This is a genomic window from Emticicia sp. C21 (genome assembly GCF_003418935.1).
Taxonomy (GTDB): Bacteria; Bacteroidota; Bacteroidia; order Cytophagales; family Spirosomataceae; genus Emticicia.
In genome coordinates this window covers 512,647-530,706 of sequence record NZ_QVMT01000001.1, presented here as the reverse complement: position 1 = coordinate 530,706, position 18,060 = coordinate 512,647, and the positions used below count along the sequence as shown (strand labels likewise).

Here is an 18,060-nt window from a genome sequence, read left to right as displayed (position 1 = left end):
ATCTGTTGTAAAAGAATTTGTGGCGCTAACTAGAAGTTAGCGCCACAAAAAAAGAATAAAATATCTTTAGGAAAAAGGCAGTGTATTTTATTTCAACACTTGCTCAGCGTGGGTTTTCGATTTAACTTTTGTGATAATTTCCTCAATAATTCCGTTTTCATCAATAATAAAGGTGGTACGGAGCACGCCCATGTGTACATGACCCCACATTTTTTTTTCTGTCCATAAACCAAATTTTTCTAATACTATATGATCAGGATCACTTAATAAATCAAAGGGTAAGTTATATTTTTTTATAAATTTCTGATGCTTCGCTTCATCGTCAGGACTAATCCCCAATACTTTATAGCCCTTAGCTAATAGCGCCTCGTAATTATCTCTTAAATTACAGGCTGTTGCAGTGCAAGTGGGAGAGCCATCTTGTGGATAAAAGAATAGTACTATTTTTTGACCTTTATAATCGCTCAGGTCAATTTCAACGCCGTCTTGATTTTTTGCTTTTACTTCTGGAACCGGATTTCCTACTTGCAGGTGCATGTTTTTTCTTCGATTTTTTTACTTGTTTATGCTGTCTTTGATACTCCTCAATGTTTACCTGATAAGTACCTATGTTGCCTACATTATCTACGATTTCTAATTTTAAATCTCCACTGAACATTCTGTCTTCATCAAGCTTGATAGACCAGATTCTGCCATTTTTGTATTCATAATCCATCAGTACCCATTCGCCATCCACATAACAATTAAAAGCCTTTATACCTGATAAATTATCAGAAATCACAAAGCTCAGATAAGTGGAATCGATACGAGCCGGACGAATAGAGGGTGCTTCGCTGTCATTAATTAGCATAAAATCACCTAAGTACCGGGTTTTAAACTGTATCGCACTCCCAACCCATACACCACCCAGATAAGAACGCCCTTTACTGATATCATAAACTCCTGTTTTAGGAGACATAGAAATCCCGGATGGGGTCCATAGTACTGTTATCATATCTTTCAATGGAATCTTTTCAGTATTGAGTCTTAAACGATTTCCACTTAACCCGGTTGTAAGATAAAGCGTATCATATAACGCATTATTGAAATCTATCCGCAGATTAGGTTCTGTATAAAATTGTCCTATTTGAGGCAAGATTTCTCTTTTGATTCCTATTAAAGCCGAACTATTATCGACCTGAGCGAAATCGGCTACTCCTTTATTTAAATCATGGAGATAAACAGCTTCTTTATTATTTATGTAAGATAGAGGTACTTTAGTTGGTACGCCTTTGTTCTGTAAAACTGCAAAGGGTGTTCTGGTATTTTTAGCTCTGATAGCCAGTGTGTTTTCTGTAATGGAAGTGGAGATATTACCAGTAAAGTTACTTTCTTCAGCTAATTCTACTGCTCCTTCATTCTCCTGCAATGCAGATGCTTCACCTTGAATGGAAAATGTGAGAACAGAAGTGTTACCATAGGTATCTTTCACTTTTACATATACACTATGCAATTGATTATCACCAATATATATTTTGCCTTTGTTTTTATCAGTTTCATAAACAGAAATACGGTTGCCATCCGCCACATAGCATTTCTGGATACGTACCCCATCAGAACGAGAAATGTCGTAATCTATATGAACATTGATGTCTTTAGAAACATCAAAAGGCATTTTCTCCAGATTCAGTTTGTAAGTGCTTTTGCCATCTACTTCTACCTCTAATGCGGTGATTCCCATGCGGAATGGAGAGGTTTGGCTACGGTCGTAAGTATTGAGCTCTAAACCGATAATGCCCTGGGCTTTTACAATATTAGGTAAAATATAATCTCCTGATGCGGAGCGTTTAGGAGCCATTGATACTCGCCCAAATTCACCATTCACACGTGAATAGGCATTCAGAGTTTTCAGAATGACTCTTTCTATGACTGGTGCCTGTGAATCCTGAATTTCCGGAAAACCAAACTTCATAGGATTGATGGCATTTTCTAAAGCATCACGAATTTCGAAATGCAGGTGGGGGCCACCCGATGCACCCGTATTACCTGAAATAGCTACAATCTCACCTTTACGGACTTTCAATTCGTTAGGACCTGGTGTAAGTTCTATCTCCCAGGTTTTCTGGCTGTATTCGCGTCGGCGAAGATAGTCTTCAATTACAGGATTATAGTTTTTCAAGTGTCCATATACAGTGGTGAATCCATTAGGGTGGGTAATATATAAAACATTGCCATAACCGCCACGCATAACTCTTATACGCGACACATAGCCATCGGCTGCAGCATACACATTATAGCCCTCCACGGCACCTGTACGGATATCAAGTCCTGCATGAAAGTGATTAGTACGTAAATCGCCGAAACCTCCTGAAAGAGATGCCTGTTTACCCGGTTGTATCGGAAACATAAAATATCCTTTCGGATAGGGGTCTCTGGCTTGACCGGCATCTTTCTGGGCATAAGTGAGATTCAGACAAGTATCAGAGATTAAGTAGACAATCAATAAGATAGCACTTAAAACTCTTGTAATAATCATAGCCTTATTATTCTTCACGTAATTTAGTAAGGGTTTGGGTGGATATGGGCAGCAATGCCTTATTGAATCAATAAACTTTATTCTGCATAGATTGTTATCACAAAAAGAAAAGACGAGTCACTTAAAAAATGAAAAATGTAGCATCAACCTCCACAGTCTTGCGATTTCACAAGGGTATTATTATGGCAGAAGTCTATCAGACAAATAGATGTCTGTTTATTTAATTTGATACATTTCTGCTAATTTATATTTTGCGAACAATCGTTAAACGAATTTATTGCGTTACTTCACTTCAAACTCAAGCATTTGGGTGCCTTCAATAAAGGCTGTTAGTTTATCGCCTACTTTTACTGGGCCTACACCTGCCGGTGTACCAGTAAAAATAATATCACCAGTTTTTAAAGTAAAGTATCTGGATACAAATGCAATGATAGAATCAAATGAAAAAAGCATCATTGATGTATTACCCTGCTGACGAGTTTGTGTCTCACCGTTAGCGTCTGTTATATCTAAATGAAAGTTTATATTCTTGAGGTCTTCAAATTTTGATTTGGCAACGAAATCTGAAATAGGAGCCGAACCATTGAATCCTTTAGCTAAATCCCAGGGTAGACCTTTGGATTTCAACTTTGATTGAATGTCTCTTGCCGTAAAATCTATACCGATACCCACTTCGTCATAATATTTGTGGGCAAATTTTTCCTCAATATTTTTGCCCATTTTGTTGATTTTAAGCAATATTTCTACCTCGTGGTGAATATCCTGCGAAAAATCAGGATAGTAAAATGGTTCACCGTCTTTCAGAATAGCGGTATCTGGTTTGGTAAATATAACAGGCTCGTCAGGACGTTCATTGTTTAATTCCTTGATATGTTCTGCATAATTGCGGCCAATTGCGATGATTTTCATACGATAAAAGCAGTATCTAAAGTTCAGATTTCGATTTGAGTTATTTAATTTTTATGTACTTTTGAAACGCTCAAAAGTCGAGAAATTTCACAAAAATAGGTAATTTCTATCCTTCACTCACAGATAATGGTCTGATTTTTTAGACATTATCTGAAAAATAAATATTTGTGATTCTGTTATATTCCCAACTATTTACGTCTAAAAAAATCGAGAACTTAATTTAACATACAATGAAAACCTTATTAAAATCTTCTGTTGCTGCTTGTTTATTGTTCGCCACAATCTGGTCTTGTCAGAAAGTACCACTTACCGGACGCAACCAATTTGTAGGTTTGGTTTCGAATGAGCAAATGATTCAAATGAGCTTTGCCGAATACAAAGGCTTTATGGATACTTCAAAAGTAGTATCTGCTGGTAGTAGTGATGCCCAAATGATCGCAAGGGTAGGGAATAGAATTAAGACAGCGGTAGAGAATTATCTGGTTCAGAATAATCTGGGCGATATTATTAATGGTTACCAATGGGAATTTAAACTGGTGCAAAGCAAGGAAGTAAATGCCTGGTGTATGCCGGGTGGTAAGGTTTGTTTTTATACAGGAATTTTGCCAATTTGTAAAGACGAAGCAGGGGTTGCTGTAGTAATGGGCCACGAGGTAGCACACGCTATCGCAAGCCACGGACGTGAACGTATGAGTCAAGCAATGGCCGCACAGGGAATTACTCAATTAGGTGCTGTAGGAGCAGGTTTATACACAGGAAACCAACAAACGATGGAACTGGTTGGACAAGTTTTAGGCGTAGGTACAACCCTTGGTTATGTATTACCTAATAGCCGTAAACAAGAATCGGAAGCTGATGAATTAGGTTTGATTTTTATGGCTATGGCAGGTTATGATCCACAAAATGCGGTAGCATTCTGGCAGAGAATGGCTGAGGCAGGTAAAAATTCATCGAAACCTCCGAAATTATTGTCAACTCACCCTACGGATTCAGATAGAATCGCCGATTTACAAAAGAAATTACCAAAAGCACAAAAATATTATAATACTTACGCTAGCAATAGCAATAGTAGAAGAAAATAAGCAATTCTTTAACTTCGAAAACAAAAGAGGCACTGATTATCAAATCAGTGCCTCTTTTGTTTTTGGGCCATCAGAAATAGGGGTAATATAAGGGCTATTTTATTAGATTTAAAAAAACGTACTACAAAAAATTTGTAAAGATTTTTTCTCTTGCTTACATTTGCTTGTATAGACAAGTTGGTGGGAAAATTTGCAAAACTTGTATAGAAGCGCATGCTAAAAAATAAGAAAATAGTCATTATCGGAGGAACAACGGGACTGGGCTTATCGGCTGCTAAAGCGTTTGTGAAAAATGGAGCAAAAGTAGTGGTAGTAGGCCGTAATCCTGAAAGTTGCGTAGCCGCGGAAATAGAATTGGGCGAGAATGCTCATGCCATGAGTGGTGATGCGGCTAATCCTGACACCGCCACTAAAGCAATTGACTTAGCTATTAATGATTTTGGAGGATTTGATGGGTTATATCACGTAGCTGGTGGCAGTGGACGTAAGTATGGCGATGGCCCATTGCACGAATTAACATTAGAGGGCTGGAACAAAACCTTTGAATTGAATCTGACAAGTCTGATGCTATCTAATCAGGCGGCTATCCGAAAATTTCTAGAATTAGGAAAAGGGGGTACTATCCTGAATATGGGTTCTGTATTAGGTGTTTCTCCTTCACCTAAATATTTTTCAACGCATGCTTATGCCGCTACTAAATCCGCCATCATTGGCTTTTCTAAATCTATTGCGGCTTATTATGCGTCTGATAATATCAGGATAAATGTTTTAGCACCTGCTTTGGTAGAAACTCCTATGTCTCAACGTGCTTCTAAAGATGAGGTAATTATGGATTTTGTTAAGACTAAGCAGCCTTTAGATGGCGGGCGTAATGGAGAGGCGAGTGATTTAGATGGTGCTGCGGTTTATTTCATGTCAGATAGTTCTAAATTTACAACCGGGCAAGCTTTATTTGTTGATGGCGGCTGGGGAGTAAGTGAGGGCCAGTATTAGTGTATTACGATTTTTTTTAAATCGTCTGAAGGCCGCTAAAAGATCATAAGACTATATTATACAGAGTTTCAAAAATCCGTGGTACGTTATCTCAGAAGTATTGATTTCAAAATTAATATTAACGAGTGTGGTTTATGAAATTCTATCGAATTTCGGCGATTTACAAAATCGCCATACATTACGCAATTGAAAATCGACAATAAAAATGTCTTACGTAATTGGTATAGACCTTGGGGGTACAAATATAAAAGGGCTAATCATCAACCAGAATGGTGATGTGTTGAAACAACATTATATTCCGACCAAAGACACAGAAGATGGTTCATGGCGAGAGAATGTAAAAGAGATGGTAGATTATCTGAAAAACTACCTGCAGCAACCTATTCTAGGCATCGGCATGTCAGCTCCAGGCTTGCCGAATGAGCAAAACCAGTGTATTGCCTACCTGCCTAATCGCCTGAAAGGGCTAGAGAATTTTATGTGGGGTGAATATCTGGGCGATGCTACCTATGTACTCAATGATGCCCACGCAGCCCTGATGGCAGAAGCAAAATTTGGTGTGGCCAGAGACAAGCGTAATGTGGTATTACTAACCCTGGGGACTGGAGTAGGAGGAGGGGTATTAATTAACGGACAATTGTATCAGGGGCTTTCGCAGATGGCAGGGCATTTAGGTCATATTTCACTTAATACCCATGAAGAGACCCAAAGTATTGTGGGTATGGTTGGGAGTTTAGAATATGCCATTGGGAACTATTCAATAGAAAAAAGAAGTCATAGTAAATATACTTCAACCTGGGAATTAGTAGAAGCTTTTCGTAAGGGAGATTATTTTGCTACTTATCTCTGGCTTTCATCGGTAAGGAAGTTGTCGATTGCTATTAGTTCTATCGCTAACCTTTTATCGCCTGAAATGGTGGTACTGGCAGGAGGAATTACCTTAGCTGAAAATTCTCTTTTTGAGCCTTTGGCCTCTTTTATGGAATTGTATGAATGGCGTCCGGGCAATAAAAAAACAGAAATTGTACAAGCCTATTTTGGCGATATGGCAGGTGCCATTGGTGCTGCCAGTTTTGTCTTATCTAAAACTAATTAAACAGAAATACTTTAATCAAGATGAGTGTTATACAAGATTACCTGAATAAGTGTACGAAAATTGTAGAAACAGTAAAGCAACAGGAAAACGAGATACAAACGGCTGCCCGATGGTTTGCTGATTCAATACTGGCGGGTCGAATGGTGCATGTGTTTGGGTCGGGGCATAGTCGGATTATGGTAGAAGAAATGTGGCCTCGTTATGGCTCTTTTCCGGGTTTTAATCCAATTGTAGAACTTTCATTGACTTTTCATAATCTGGTAGTGGGAGCCAACGGACAACGCCAGGCCATGTTTTTGGAGAATGTGAGTGGATTGGCTGACCGCATTTTACGAAACTTTGATTTATCTTCTGTTGATACTGCTTTAGTGATTTCGTCATCGGGTACTAATATAGTGCCAGTAGAAATGGCTGAGATTTTTCAGAAAAAAGGCATTAAAGTGGTAGCATTAGTAACGAAAGATCATCTGGAAGCCAGTACTACGAAACGTCCTGATGGACGAAAACTAAACGATTTTGCCGATTTGGTACTGGATACAGGCGCACCAGTCGGGGATTCAATGGTTTATGTGCCTAATCTTGATACGCCGGTATCCCCGGGCTCGACAGTAGGAGGGGCCATGTTAATCAATAGTATTAAAGCACAGGTGGCTGATTATCTAACGCAAGCCGGACATCCGCCTAAAGTATTAACTGCCAATGCATTGGTGGGTACAGAAAAAGCAACCGGATTATTTGAAGCCGCTTACGACGAACATGCCCATCGTATAGCTCATATGTATGCCAAAGTGGGTGTACCAAGCTATGTTTCTGACGATAAAACTCTTTAAACCATCTATTCAACTCAATAAATATATTTTAACCTATGAAAAAAATTATATTTCAGATTGCTCTGGCAGCCATCAGCCTGAGTGGATTTGCACAAAATTTCAAAGTACCAGAAACTACCGAAGTATGGGAGCCCAAACCCAAACTGGTTGTACCTGCCAAAACTCACGGAGGTGCGCCTTCTGATGCCATAATACTTTTTGATGGTACCAGCCTCAATGCCTGGCAACAGTCCAAAGATAAAGCTCCGGCTAAATGGCCTCTGAAAGATGGTGCTATGATTGCTAAGAATGGCACAGGTGAAATCAGGACTAAAGAGGAGTTCGGTAGTTTTCAGCTGCATGTAGAATTCAGTACGCCATTAGATTCTAAAAAAGCGGGCTACCCGAATGGAGGTAATAGTGGGGTGTTTCTTCATGGTAAATATGAGATTCAGATTTTTGACTCTTATAATAATGAAGTACCTATCTATGCTAATGGACAGGCAGGAAGCGTCTACAAGCAAGTAATACCTTTAGCCAATTCCATGCTGAAACCCGGCGAATGGAATGCCTATGATATTTTCTTCACAGCCCCCAAATTCAGATATAACGGTTCGGTTGAAACACCTGCCTATGTAACGGTATTGATGAATGGTGTTTTGATATTGAACCATTTTGAAATTCAGGGAACAATCCAGTATATCGGCATTCCATCGTATGAGTATTATTCAGGAAAAGGGCCGATTGCTTTGCAGGAGCATGGTTCAGAGGTATCGTTCCGAAATATCTGGATAAGAGAGTTATAAGCATTTTGATTGACCTTAAACAAATACAAGCGGATGAAACGTGGGCATTGCGTCACAAGGTCATGTGGCCTGATAAACCCCTTGACTTTGTGATTTTGCCCAATGATGCAGACGGATTACACTATGGATTGTTCGAAAATGGACAACTGGTATCTGTAATTTCCTTGTTTATCAAGGGCGATCATGCGCAGTTCAGAAAGTTTGCAACTGATACGGCATATCAGGGCAAGGGTTATGGTTCACAGCTATTGGAATTTCTGATTGATACGGCTAAAGGCTTAGATATCAAAGAATTGACCTGCGATGCGAGGGTTACAGCCATTAGATTTTACAAGAAATTCGGGATGAGAACAGATTCTGAAATATTTCAGAAAAGCGGCAAAGATTATGTTCGAATGAGTCTTAGAATTTAGCAACTGGACAATCTGACGCTTTAAAGAAAATGTGCGATTTGGCTACATTAATGAAACACAAAAATTCTGTTTTATGAAAAATACCGACCTATGGAAAAAAATATGCGAATTTAAATTAGACGATCCTGATGCCGAAGTTAAGTTTTCTGACAAGTTGTGTAAAGAAGAAAGTTGGTCAAAAACATTGGCAATCCTCGCCATCAGTGAATATAAGAAGTTTATCTATTTATGCTTAACACAGCCCAATGGAGCATCGCCCTCTGAAGATATTGATAAAGTATGGCATTTGCACCTGACGTATACAGATAATTACTGGAACGAATTCTGTAAAAAAACATTGGGGACAGAAGTACACCATTACCCTAGTAAAGGTGGTAAAGGAGAAAATATAAAGCATGTAAAATGGTATGACGAAACCATTATTGCTTATATAGAAGAGTTTGGAGAGATTCCGCCAGAGTCAATCTGGCCACTTCCAAAGAGCTTTGATTTAGAAAAATATCTTCCTCAAAATTCGCCTTTTAAACGTCCTGTTTATGACCCAATCGGAACTCCGTTCGATTTACCCTTTGTGAATCGAACCTTATTAGCTTGTGGTTTCAGCTTTGCGGTTCTTCTGTTTTTTACTAAAAATCCCTATCAATTGAGTGGTCTTGAATTTCTGGGATTCTATGCTTTCCTTATGGTTATCGGATTTGTTCTGGCCTATTGCAATAAACTATTTAAAGAACTCAATACCCTTAATCTAGTTAAGCAGCTTCACCCATTACATTTTTCAGCTATTTTTAAAGGTCTGGAAACTACTATGCGGATGCTGACTGTCAATTTTGTTGAAAAGGGTTATTTACGCTATAATGGCGAAGAGTTTGAACATAGATTTGATAAAAACGAGCCACTTTTTTATAGTATACAGGCACACGAAAACGAAAAAATCGGCATAAAATCAGTAAGACTCATCTTGCTCAATCACGCAGATTATTTTATAAAGCTAACCAGACCAATAAAGGAAGCGATTCAATCAAAAGGGCATTATTTTCTGATTTTTCATTTTATTATCATTTTAATGGGTGTAATTCGTATCATTCAGGGTTATGGTAACAAGAAACCTGTGGGTTTTCTGGTAGTGATGGTAATACTCTATATTCCAATTGCTTACTTTTTGAATGAATTTTCGATAAACAGCAAAGACAGTATAAAAGCAGCAGTAGAAGAAAACGCAAGTAGTTTTAATCTTGCTACGGTTGCCGGTGTTTTCCTCTTTACTAATTTTTATATGTTAAATGACGAAAATGGCATTTCTACTACATTTGAACCACATTATAGAGAAACAGGAAGAAACACCGGAGATTCTGGCAGTAGTAGTGCCTGTAGCAGCGACGGAGGAGGTGGTGGAGATGGTTGTGGCGGAGGCTGTGGTGGCTGCGGAGGTGGAGATTGAGGAATTAAAAAATATACATATGCTTACGAAAGAACTAATCAAATTATTCGACAGAGATTTACAAAAACTTAAAACTGAAATAGAAGCCTATAAAAGTGAAGAACTGATATGGGAGATAAGAGGAGAAATCAGTAATTCGGCAGGGAATTTATGCCTGCACCTAATGGGGAATCTGAATCATTATTTTGGTGCACAACTGGGTAATACAGGCTATGTGCGGAATAGGCCTCTGGAGTTTTCGGATAAAAATGTTCCCAGAGCAACCTTGATTCAAAAAATTGAAGAGGCAAGACAAATGTTTAAAGGTGTATTAGAAAATCTTACAGAGGAAGATTTAGCCCGTAATCATACAGAAGAATTCTACGGTGGGCATGATAGCAACGAATTTTTTCTGATTCACCTGTATGGACATTTTAATTATCATTTAGGACAAATCAATTACCATAGGAGACTTATTAATAATTGAGTGATTTAGTGATTGTGTGAATGAGTGATTAATAAATTGGGTTTTTAATAACAATTAACTATCTCAAAAGCATCTTCTAATTCACTAAATCACTCATTCACTAAATCACTAAATAGAAACAAATATGCAACCAAAACCTATTAGAACAACCGTTGTGGGTAGTTATCCTTTTCCGGGGTGGCTTGAATTTTCTTCTATGAACCTTGATAAATTTGGTGCAGCAGATATAGAAGAAATGATTGAAGATGCCGTGATTGCAGCCATTCACGACCAGACCACTGCTGGGCTTGATGTAATTACCGATGGCGAACAAACCCGCCTTGATTTTAATTTGTCTTTCTACGGCTTCATTAAAGGGCTTGAACCAAACCATTCGGAAACGCGTAAGTTTGGCCCTCCGGCGCACGACCAGCGGGGTAAACATTCTATTATTGAGCCATTGACTGCGCCTAAAGGGCTGGGAGCAGTTAAAGAATACCAACGTCTAGCTAAATTAGCACCACAGGGATATACCCTTAAAGCATCTGTACCTGGGCCTTATACACTCTCAGGGCGAATGTTGCCTGATGGGAAAATCTACAAAGACCGCTTTGAAGTAACCGAAGGACTTCTGCCTTATGTAAAAAAGGAATTAGAAGATTTGGTAGCTGCGGGTTGCACTGAAATTACGGTCGATGAACCATCGATGTCTTGTTATGCCTATAAAGAAGATACCAAAAGGTTTGTCGATATTTTCAATCGTACCATTGCAGGTGTAGTTGGTAAGGCCCGTGTTTCTACCCATTTATGCTTTGGTAATTTCAAGGGGCGTCCGGTAGGGTATCGTAAACTGCACCCGATGTTACCCGATTTTCTGGATATGAATGTTGATGAAATACACATCGAAATGGCCAACCGTGAGTTTGATGAAGTAGAGTTATTGGCTGAATTTGCCCAGAAAATGGATGTAGCAGTGGGTATAATTGATGTAAAGAACTATTACTGTGAATCGGTAAAGGACGTTATGGAACGCATTGAACTTTGCCTGAAGTATGTTCCTGCAGAAAAACTGGCCGTTGCCCCTGATTGCGGTTTAAGCCAAACTGCCCGTTGGGCATCACGCCAGAAATTGAAAGCCATGTGTGATGGGGCGAAAGCAATGAGGGAGAGGTTGGGGCTGGTTTAAGAATTGAGTGATTTAGTGATTGAGTGATTAGTCTTGAACTTTGATTTACCTGATTCAATGATTAAAATGATTTAGAATCAGATAAACCGCCACAATCAATTAAAACAGTATGTCGCTGTAGCATAGTTCCTGCAATTTAATCACTAAATCACTAAATCGCTCAATCACTCATTCACTAAATTACTCAATAAATTCTTCGCCAATTTCTTAGATATTTCAACCACACTCCCATGTCTCATGCCTTTGGGGAAGCTCATTTGTGCAGAAACTTCCTGCCAATCGTTGAGGTCTTTTGAGCGGTAAGCACCATAGTAATGGGGTTTGGTGTAGTGGTCGAAATAGACATAATAATAGTCTCCGATTTTAATGGCTGATGGACCTTCCACCCAACTGATAGTAAAAGCCGGAGAATCCTTAAATGGGCCTGTTGGGGTATCTCCGACAGCGAGTCTTAAATTCTTCTTTATCGGTTTTAGTCGCTCATCTTTCATAAAGAGATAAAACTTTCCCTTATCTTCCAGTAGAGTGGCGTCTATGCAATTGAAACCGGGGTCATAAAAAAGCCTGGTTTCACTGAAATGCTGAAAGTCTTTCGTACGAACATAATAAAAGCGATGATTATATTTACTCTCGCTCAGATTGGTAGTATCCTCTTCAAATTTACCCGTAATAGTTGACGACCAATAGATAATCCAGTCCTTCTGTTTTTTATCGTAAAATAGTTCCGGTGCCCATACATTTCTTACTTCATTTTCATGTTCCATAACCGAAATCGCCTTTTGGCTTGTCCAGTTAATGAGGTCTTTTGAGCTTGAATAACCAATGATTTTTCCGTTATCACCATTCCACGATACTGTCCAGACCATATGAAAAGTGCCATCAGGCCCTTGCTTAATAGCAGGGTCACGCATCAGATTATCAGGATGGTTAATCTGTGGTTTCAGAAACGACTGGTCATTTTTGAGGGGTTTCCAGATATAGCCATCTTCACTCAATGCCAGATGTAGGCCATCTTGTCCATTATCCCGGAATGATGTAAAGATGTAATAAGATTTTTTCTGTGCGACAATATGCGTGGTGCAAAGGAGTAGAAGAAACAGGAGTTTGGTTTTCATCAGGTGTGTCAGGTAATAAAAGGGAGAGAAGTATACGATAAGTCTCTCCCCAGAATAGAAATAATCAAATGGCACTATCTCTCAGAATCGGTAAGCTCATACAATGCGAGCCCCCTCTGGCTCTTGAAAGCTCTGCTGAGGGTAGCATAATAATAGTATCCGTTAGCTTTTCAGGAGATAACTCGTCATTCTCGAATTTTTCAAGTAATTCAATGGCATTAATGGTTTTAAAACCGGCATTTCTGAATGCCTCCGCTGTATGGTCATTTCGGTCATATCCAATGGCTACGCCTGATTTCAGGGCTAATAAATTACATGAATCAGTCCACTGCTCTCTTGCACCATAAGGAAACTGATTATTACCTGAATAAATGAACTTGATTTCATCATAGCAATTCAAATCATCTTTGGTAATTGAACTTAACAAGTCTTCTAAGTTCGCAAAATCTTTAACTTTCACCCCATCAGATTTATCTATGAATTGTTTGATAATTAAGGTCTCATAGCTAGGCTTTTGTCCGAGTTGCTCCCAGGTTTGTTGCTTTTCGGCTTCTTCCTGCACTCTGCCTAAGGAGCCAAGCAATACCCATACATTGCACTTGATTTGCGTAAAAATGGTATCAATATGCATATAATCCCGTTTTTGCGGAATTTTAATAATAGTTACCTTTTTTACTACTTTTTTAGCAAATAATAACTCAATGGCTTGACGTGCCGCTTCAACCGTAGTACGCTCACTGACACCTATCAGCAAATGGTTTGGCGCTACCATCATTACATCTCCGCCCTCCAGGGTATTCAAACGGTCTTCTTGTTCATCTTCAGCTAATAGAAAATGGTTTTCATCTTCTGTAATCTCAACAATCTTGCTTCTTAAATCAGCAAAAATTTCATGATTGAAGAATATATACTTAGCTAATAGAGACTCGCGCGTGCGGGCATATTTGGCAGGTTTATTCAGCAATAGATGGTCGTTTACTACAATACCAATATCACGGGTAAAAATCAGATTCGGAATCGGTGGGAAAAGCATTTTATTGCTCGGCATGGTGCCTGTTATTAGTACTTTTACCAAATCGCTTACCGATAATTTTGCCAGTTCTTTCTGAAACTGAAACGAACATTCTTCTACCGCACATACTGCCGCAGTTAGCTCAGTTCGCACTTCAGGCATCTGCAGAATATCTGCCAGTAGGGTTTCAAACTCTATGACTTTATCCGATTTGAAGTACTTTTCTTTTTCGGGTTTATAAAAATCACGGCTTGCATCAGCGTCAATTTCTTTCAGTTTCCCCTTTACTTTTTCTTTATCAAGAAAATATAACAAAATCTTTACATAGTAATCATATTCATCACGACGCATGGTTTCAAGATGTACAATGTCTTCAAACAACCAGTCCTGCGCTTTAGAGGGTACTACTTTGCCCAAACCACTATCAGGGCTATGAATAATGAGGCGACGCAATGTGCCTACCTCTGAGGAAACAAATATATTTTGCATGTTTTTTACAAATGAGTGTTTGAGCCTACGCGGCCCGGTGAATTAGTGATTGAGTGATTAGTCTTGACCTATCATTTGTACGCGCAGTATTTGCTGATTTGATTTTATTTCATTTACCTCATTATAAAATCAGTTAAATCAAAATAATCAGCCGCGACGGCGATCCGTTAAATAATAGTTCAGGCAAATCATCTCATTAGTAAAACCCGAATTGCGCCATGAAGAAGAGTAACTGGAAAAACGCTACTAAAATAGGCTGTGGCTGACGGAAATGGCGGTTATTTATGGCAAAGCCAAAGGCATAATCAGTTCGATAATGTCCGTTTTTTAAGAGTGCGATATTTTCGTTGAAAAATGCCATTTTAGTTTGCAATAATACAAGTTATCTAAAAGATTTCAAAATAGCCGGTTTTGTTGTGCTTCTTTCTTAGGGTCAAATTCGGAAACTTAACAAATCTTTAAAAAAACATTCCTAAATTGCGTTGTCCATTCTAAAATGCAAATGGTTGAAACTAAAAGTATGAGTGGGATAACCCAGACAGAAGAACGCCCGAGAGAATCAAGACTGCTTATATTATTTTTCCTACACAATTTCTTTATTAGTATAGGAACCGTTTTAGTATACGTTTCAGCGAATCTAATCTTACTCGAACACCATCCCGAAGTTTCATTACCTATTGCCTATATAGTTTCTACACTTGCCATGATGGGTGTAGGAAAGATTTATGAATATTATGAACATCATCTGGTTTTAAAGAAACTCAGTGTAAGGGTTTTGCTGGCAGTATTGGTGCTTTCTATTATTATAGGCACGATCCTGTTTTTCAATCATTCCACCATTGTTGCCATTGGTATTATGGTTGGATTTAGAGTAATTTACTTACTCGTAAACCTTGAATTCTGGGGGGTATCTGCTTTGGTTTTTGATGTGCGGCAAAGTAAACGATTATTTAGTGTAATCGGCTCCGGTGATGTACCAGCCAAGGCAATCGGGGCTATTCTGGCAGCAATTATTCACTCTACTTCAGTATTGGCTATTCTGGTGCTTGTGGCCTTTGTTATGTTTCTTCTAGCCTTTTTTACACAAAAACGTACGTTTGAGCTGACAGAAATTCCAAGCCATCACCAGAATAAAATCCGTCGCCATACTGAATCTAAAATGGTAGAAACACTTTTCGGGGGTAGCCAGTTAGTATTTGAAATGTGTGTGGGGCTGGTTGCTATTGCCGCCTCTGCTACCTGGGTAGAATATAATTTCTTCGTAAATGTCAAATACAAGTTTCATAGCCAGCATGATGTCATTCAGTTTGTCGGGTATTTATTAGCCATTACTTATGCTATTTCTACGGTTGTAAAACTGGCATTCTCAAGTAAAGTAATTGATAAATTTGGTTTGAAAAATGCGCTACTGCTATTGCCGATAGGTACTTTATTAATGTCAGTATTGCTGGTTGGTATGTCTTCTTATAACCATGATGAAAGTTCGCTCTTATTCGATTTCAGTGCGGCTTATCTCTGCTTTGAGGTACTAAGAAGAACTGCTTTTGACCCTGTTTTCCTGGTAATGTTTCAGCCGCTATCAACTCAGCAAAGATTGAAGGGGCATACATTGGCCAAAGGTTTTTATGAACCATTAGGTATGGGCGTGGCAGGAGTACTTTTATTGATTTCTTATTTTGTACATTCATCAGAAATCTGGATAGCCTTTGCTTTTACGGTTATTTTGTCGCTAGTGGCGTTGTTTTTCCTGAATAAAGCCTATAAGCGCTATATTATAGAGCTAAAAAATGCGCTAAGCAAGCGCTTTCTTAAAAGCAATGAATTAGTGGTGCAAGGTGATGCTTTGGGAATTATTCTTAAAAACCTGACGAGTGATAAGCCCGAAGAAGTAATCAGCGCGATTGACTGGATGGTAAAGTTTGAACCTAAAGTAATTCAGAATCAGGTATCAGTATTGTTGAAGAATAAATCAGATAAAGTTCGTTTACATATCTTGTCGGTTGTCAGAAACCTGCATTTAAACTTAGAACCACAGTTTTTGCAGATTTTCAACGAAAACGAAACCAGTCCGCTTGCGCGACGGATTTCGGCAGAAATAGCATGCGCATCAGCTACCACTCCCGAACAACGTTCGGTGTATCTGAACTCTAAGAATATTTATACAGTTCAGGGTGCTATTATCGCCTGTTGGAAGTTGCAAAGAGTAGAGGCAAAAGAAAAATTAGATGAGTTATGCGAAAGTACAAATCTTAGGGATACCCTTGTAGCCTTAGAAATCATAGAGTTTTTGCGTTTGAAAGAGTACGAAACTTTTGTGAGAATATGCCTTGAGAAAGGAACGGGTGAGATTAAAGAAAAAGCCATAGAAGTAGCAGGTTCCATTGATTCATCTGTTTTAATAAAAAGCCTTGTACATTTGTTGGAAGACCGTATCTGGGGTAAAAAAGCCATCAATAGTCTGATAAAATCAGGTGGACGTGGATTTGAAGAAGTAGAAGCATTAACCAAAGGTGGAGATATTGCCTTATTGCAGAAAGTAGTTTTGTTCAGTGAGAAATACCAAAGCCTTTCAAGCGAAAGATTATTGATACGCTTAGCCCAGAATGAATCACTCAATGTTCGTCAACTAGCCTTAAAGGTTTTAGGGAAACGCTCGACTACCGAAGACTATGAAGCCATGTTTGAAAAATTGCTTAATGAAGAATTGGCTCATGCTTATCAATTGTTACATGGCTTCGGCGTACTAGAAGATACATTATTGCAATACGAATTAGGGCAATCTTCTAACCGTATTTTCTATCTCCTGATGTTACTATATGATAGAGACATGGTGCAGGATGCTATGTTGGGGGTAGAACATTCGTCGAAGGAAAAAAGGGCAAATGCTTTGGAGATTCTGGATAATATCATTCCTAGAGATATTTATAAATGTTTACATGCCATACTTGATGAATCAGGTGTAGACAAGAAAATAACCATTTTTGAAGCCTATTTTGACAAAGACATTAAAGTAGTACCAATCGTACAGTACGTGCTGGAAAAAGGAAATCTGGCTTTTGGAGACTGGACCATTGTAGCTGCCTTACGCAAATGGGAGTTTAAATCGAACAAGAATCAGCTTTTTGAAAAATATATAGGTTTTCCGAAAAAGCTTTTTCATGAGGCTACCAAAGAAATAATATTCAAACAACCCAATTTAACGGAAAAATATAAAGATATTTTAGCTATGCAACATGGACATCATAACGAAAACGAAATATCTGAACTGGAGCGGGTAATTGTATTGAAAAATACACCCTTGTTCTCTGAAACCCCTGAAAACGTACTGACCTCTATTGTACCCATCATGAACGAAGTAACCTATCATGAAGGGCAGGAGATTTTCCAGAAAGGAGCAATAGGCAATTGCATGTATGTAATTTACTCAGGCGAAATCGGGATTGTTGATCATGATGTAATTTTTGCCACAATGGGTAAAGGAGATATTTTTGGAGAATTGGCGCTATTGGATTCAGAACCTCGTTCGGCCACAGCACTGGCTAAAAGCGACGTATTGCTATTCAGAATAGATCAGGACGATTTCTATGATTTGATGGAGGAGCGTGATGAATTGTTGCGGAGTGTATTAAGAATCTTATGCCAACGTATCCGTGCACAGAATGATAAGTTGAAGAGATTGTCGGGGCACTAGGAATCTATTGAGTGAATTAGTGATTTAGTGAATGAGTGATTATAACAATTAACTAATTCTA

Annotated in this window: 16 protein-coding genes; 10 read left to right on the top strand and 6 right to left on the bottom strand. The window is 38.6% G+C overall.

Going from position 1 to position 18,060, the window contains the following annotated elements; genetic code table 11:
* Positions 1-87: 87 nt before the first annotated feature.
* The 3 genes from bcp to D0T08_RS02235 all read right to left on the bottom strand — a co-directional run bounded on the left by bcp (position 88) and on the right by D0T08_RS02235 (position 3,424).
* Complete coding sequence (bcp, locus tag D0T08_RS02245) at positions 88-537, bottom strand: thioredoxin-dependent thiol peroxidase (RefSeq protein ID WP_116980937.1); 450 nt, start codon at positions 535-537, stop codon at positions 88-90.
* Positions 476-2,533 carry a M23 family metallopeptidase gene (locus D0T08_RS02240; RefSeq protein ID WP_116980936.1) on the bottom strand — a complete coding sequence of 686 codons (2,058 nt, stop codon included), beginning with the start codon at positions 2,531-2,533 and terminating at the stop codon, positions 476-478. The genes bcp and D0T08_RS02240 overlap by 62 nt, the downstream gene beginning before the upstream one ends.
* Before the next feature lie 264 nt (positions 2,534-2,797).
* Positions 2,798-3,424 carry a fumarylacetoacetate hydrolase family protein gene (locus D0T08_RS02235; protein ID WP_116980935.1) on the bottom strand — a complete coding sequence of 209 codons (627 nt, stop codon included), beginning with the start codon at positions 3,422-3,424 and terminating at the stop codon, positions 2,798-2,800.
* Between the two features lie 230 nt (positions 3,425-3,654).
* On the opposite strand from D0T08_RS02235, the gene D0T08_RS02230 reads away from it, so the two are divergent.
* The 9 genes from D0T08_RS02230 (at position 3,655) to D0T08_RS02190 (ending at position 11,692) form a co-directional block, all read left to right on the top strand.
* Positions 3,655-4,506 (top strand): M48 family metallopeptidase, encoded by an 852-nt coding sequence (locus D0T08_RS02230; RefSeq protein ID WP_116980934.1) that lies wholly within the window; start codon positions 3,655-3,657, stop codon positions 4,504-4,506.
* 213 nt (positions 4,507-4,719) lie between these two features.
* Entirely contained in the window at positions 4,720-5,499 is a 780-nt protein-coding gene (locus D0T08_RS02225; RefSeq protein WP_116980933.1) for an SDR family NAD(P)-dependent oxidoreductase, read from the top strand.
* Between the two features lie 205 nt (positions 5,500-5,704).
* Positions 5,705-6,595 carry an ROK family protein gene (locus tag D0T08_RS02220; protein WP_116980932.1) on the top strand — a complete coding sequence of 297 codons (891 nt, stop codon included), beginning with the start codon at positions 5,705-5,707 and terminating at the stop codon, positions 6,593-6,595.
* Positions 6,596-6,615: 20 nt separating this feature from the next.
* Entirely contained in the window at positions 6,616-7,425 is an 810-nt protein-coding gene (locus tag D0T08_RS02215) for a sugar isomerase domain-containing protein (RefSeq protein ID WP_116980931.1), read from the top strand.
* Positions 7,426-7,460: 35 nt separating this feature from the next.
* The gene (locus D0T08_RS02210) at positions 7,461-8,210 is read left to right on the top strand and encodes a DUF1080 domain-containing protein (protein WP_116980930.1); all 750 of its coding nucleotides are present in this window, start codon (positions 7,461-7,463) and stop codon (positions 8,208-8,210) included.
* Between the two features lie 5 nt (positions 8,211-8,215).
* Positions 8,216-8,623 (top strand): GNAT family N-acetyltransferase, encoded by a 408-nt coding sequence (locus D0T08_RS02205; protein ID WP_116980929.1) that lies wholly within the window; start codon positions 8,216-8,218, stop codon positions 8,621-8,623.
* Between the two features lie 73 nt (positions 8,624-8,696).
* Positions 8,697-10,061, top strand: coding sequence for a hypothetical protein (locus D0T08_RS02200; protein ID WP_116980928.1), 1,365 nt, complete (start codon positions 8,697-8,699; stop codon positions 10,059-10,061).
* Positions 10,018-10,527: a DUF1572 family protein gene (locus D0T08_RS02195; RefSeq protein WP_310586252.1), complete on the top strand. Its 510-nt coding sequence runs from the start codon at positions 10,018-10,020 to the stop codon at positions 10,525-10,527. The genes D0T08_RS02200 and D0T08_RS02195 overlap by 44 nt, the downstream gene beginning before the upstream one ends.
* A gap of 124 nt (positions 10,528-10,651) precedes the next feature.
* On the top strand, positions 10,652-11,692 hold the full coding sequence (locus tag D0T08_RS02190) for a cobalamin-independent methionine synthase II family protein (protein WP_116980926.1): 1,041 nt from the start codon (positions 10,652-10,654) through the stop codon (positions 11,690-11,692).
* 164 nt (positions 11,693-11,856) lie between these two features.
* On the opposite strand, the gene D0T08_RS02185 is transcribed toward D0T08_RS02190, so the two are convergent.
* From D0T08_RS02185 to D0T08_RS27505, 3 genes are all read right to left on the bottom strand, one after another.
* Complete coding sequence (locus tag D0T08_RS02185; RefSeq protein ID WP_116980925.1) at positions 11,857-12,807, bottom strand: glycoside hydrolase family 43 protein; 951 nt, start codon at positions 12,805-12,807, stop codon at positions 11,857-11,859.
* Positions 12,808-12,871: 64 nt separating this feature from the next.
* Positions 12,872-14,308 (bottom strand): arginine deiminase family protein, encoded by a 1,437-nt coding sequence (locus D0T08_RS02180; RefSeq protein WP_116980924.1) that lies wholly within the window; start codon positions 14,306-14,308, stop codon positions 12,872-12,874.
* 196 nt (positions 14,309-14,504) lie between these two features.
* On the bottom strand, positions 14,505-14,669 hold the full coding sequence (locus D0T08_RS27505; RefSeq protein ID WP_158561174.1) for a hypothetical protein: 165 nt from the start codon (positions 14,667-14,669) through the stop codon (positions 14,505-14,507).
* 141 nt (positions 14,670-14,810) lie between these two features.
* On the opposite strand from D0T08_RS27505, the gene D0T08_RS02175 reads away from it, so the two are divergent.
* Positions 14,811-17,999 carry a cyclic nucleotide-binding domain-containing protein gene (locus tag D0T08_RS02175; protein ID WP_158561173.1) on the top strand — a complete coding sequence of 1,063 codons (3,189 nt, stop codon included), beginning with the start codon at positions 14,811-14,813 and terminating at the stop codon, positions 17,997-17,999.
* Positions 18,000-18,060 lie beyond the last annotated feature (61 nt).

Coding starts and splice junctions, on each gene's coding strand:
- bcp (WP_116980937.1), bottom strand. CDS start 537: ATGCACCTGCAAGTAGGAAATCCGGTTCCAGAAGTAAAAGCAAAAAAT.
- D0T08_RS02235 (WP_116980935.1), bottom strand. CDS start 3,424: ATGAAAATCATCGCAATTGGCCGCAATTATGCAGAACATATCAAGGAA.
- D0T08_RS02230 (WP_116980934.1), top strand. CDS start 3,655: ATGAAAACCTTATTAAAATCTTCTGTTGCTGCTTGTTTATTGTTCGCC.
- D0T08_RS02225 (WP_116980933.1), top strand. CDS start 4,720: ATGCTAAAAAATAAGAAAATAGTCATTATCGGAGGAACAACGGGACTG.
- D0T08_RS02220 (WP_116980932.1), top strand. CDS start 5,705: ATGTCTTACGTAATTGGTATAGACCTTGGGGGTACAAATATAAAAGGG.
- D0T08_RS02215 (WP_116980931.1), top strand. CDS start 6,616: ATGAGTGTTATACAAGATTACCTGAATAAGTGTACGAAAATTGTAGAA.
- D0T08_RS02210 (WP_116980930.1), top strand. CDS start 7,461: ATGAAAAAAATTATATTTCAGATTGCTCTGGCAGCCATCAGCCTGAGT.
- D0T08_RS02200 (WP_116980928.1), top strand. CDS start 8,697: ATGAAAAATACCGACCTATGGAAAAAAATATGCGAATTTAAATTAGAC.
- D0T08_RS02195 (WP_310586252.1), top strand. CDS start 10,018: ATGGTTGTGGCGGAGGCTGTGGTGGCTGCGGAGGTGGAGATTGAGGAA.
- D0T08_RS02190 (WP_116980926.1), top strand. CDS start 10,652: ATGCAACCAAAACCTATTAGAACAACCGTTGTGGGTAGTTATCCTTTT.
- D0T08_RS02185 (WP_116980925.1), bottom strand. CDS start 12,807: ATGAAAACCAAACTCCTGTTTCTTCTACTCCTTTGCACCACGCATATT.
- D0T08_RS02180 (WP_116980924.1), bottom strand. CDS start 14,308: ATGCAAAATATATTTGTTTCCTCAGAGGTAGGCACATTGCGTCGCCTC.
- D0T08_RS27505 (WP_158561174.1), bottom strand. CDS start 14,669: ATGGCATTTTTCAACGAAAATATCGCACTCTTAAAAAACGGACATTAT.
- D0T08_RS02175 (WP_158561173.1), top strand. CDS start 14,811: ATGGTTGAAACTAAAAGTATGAGTGGGATAACCCAGACAGAAGAACGC.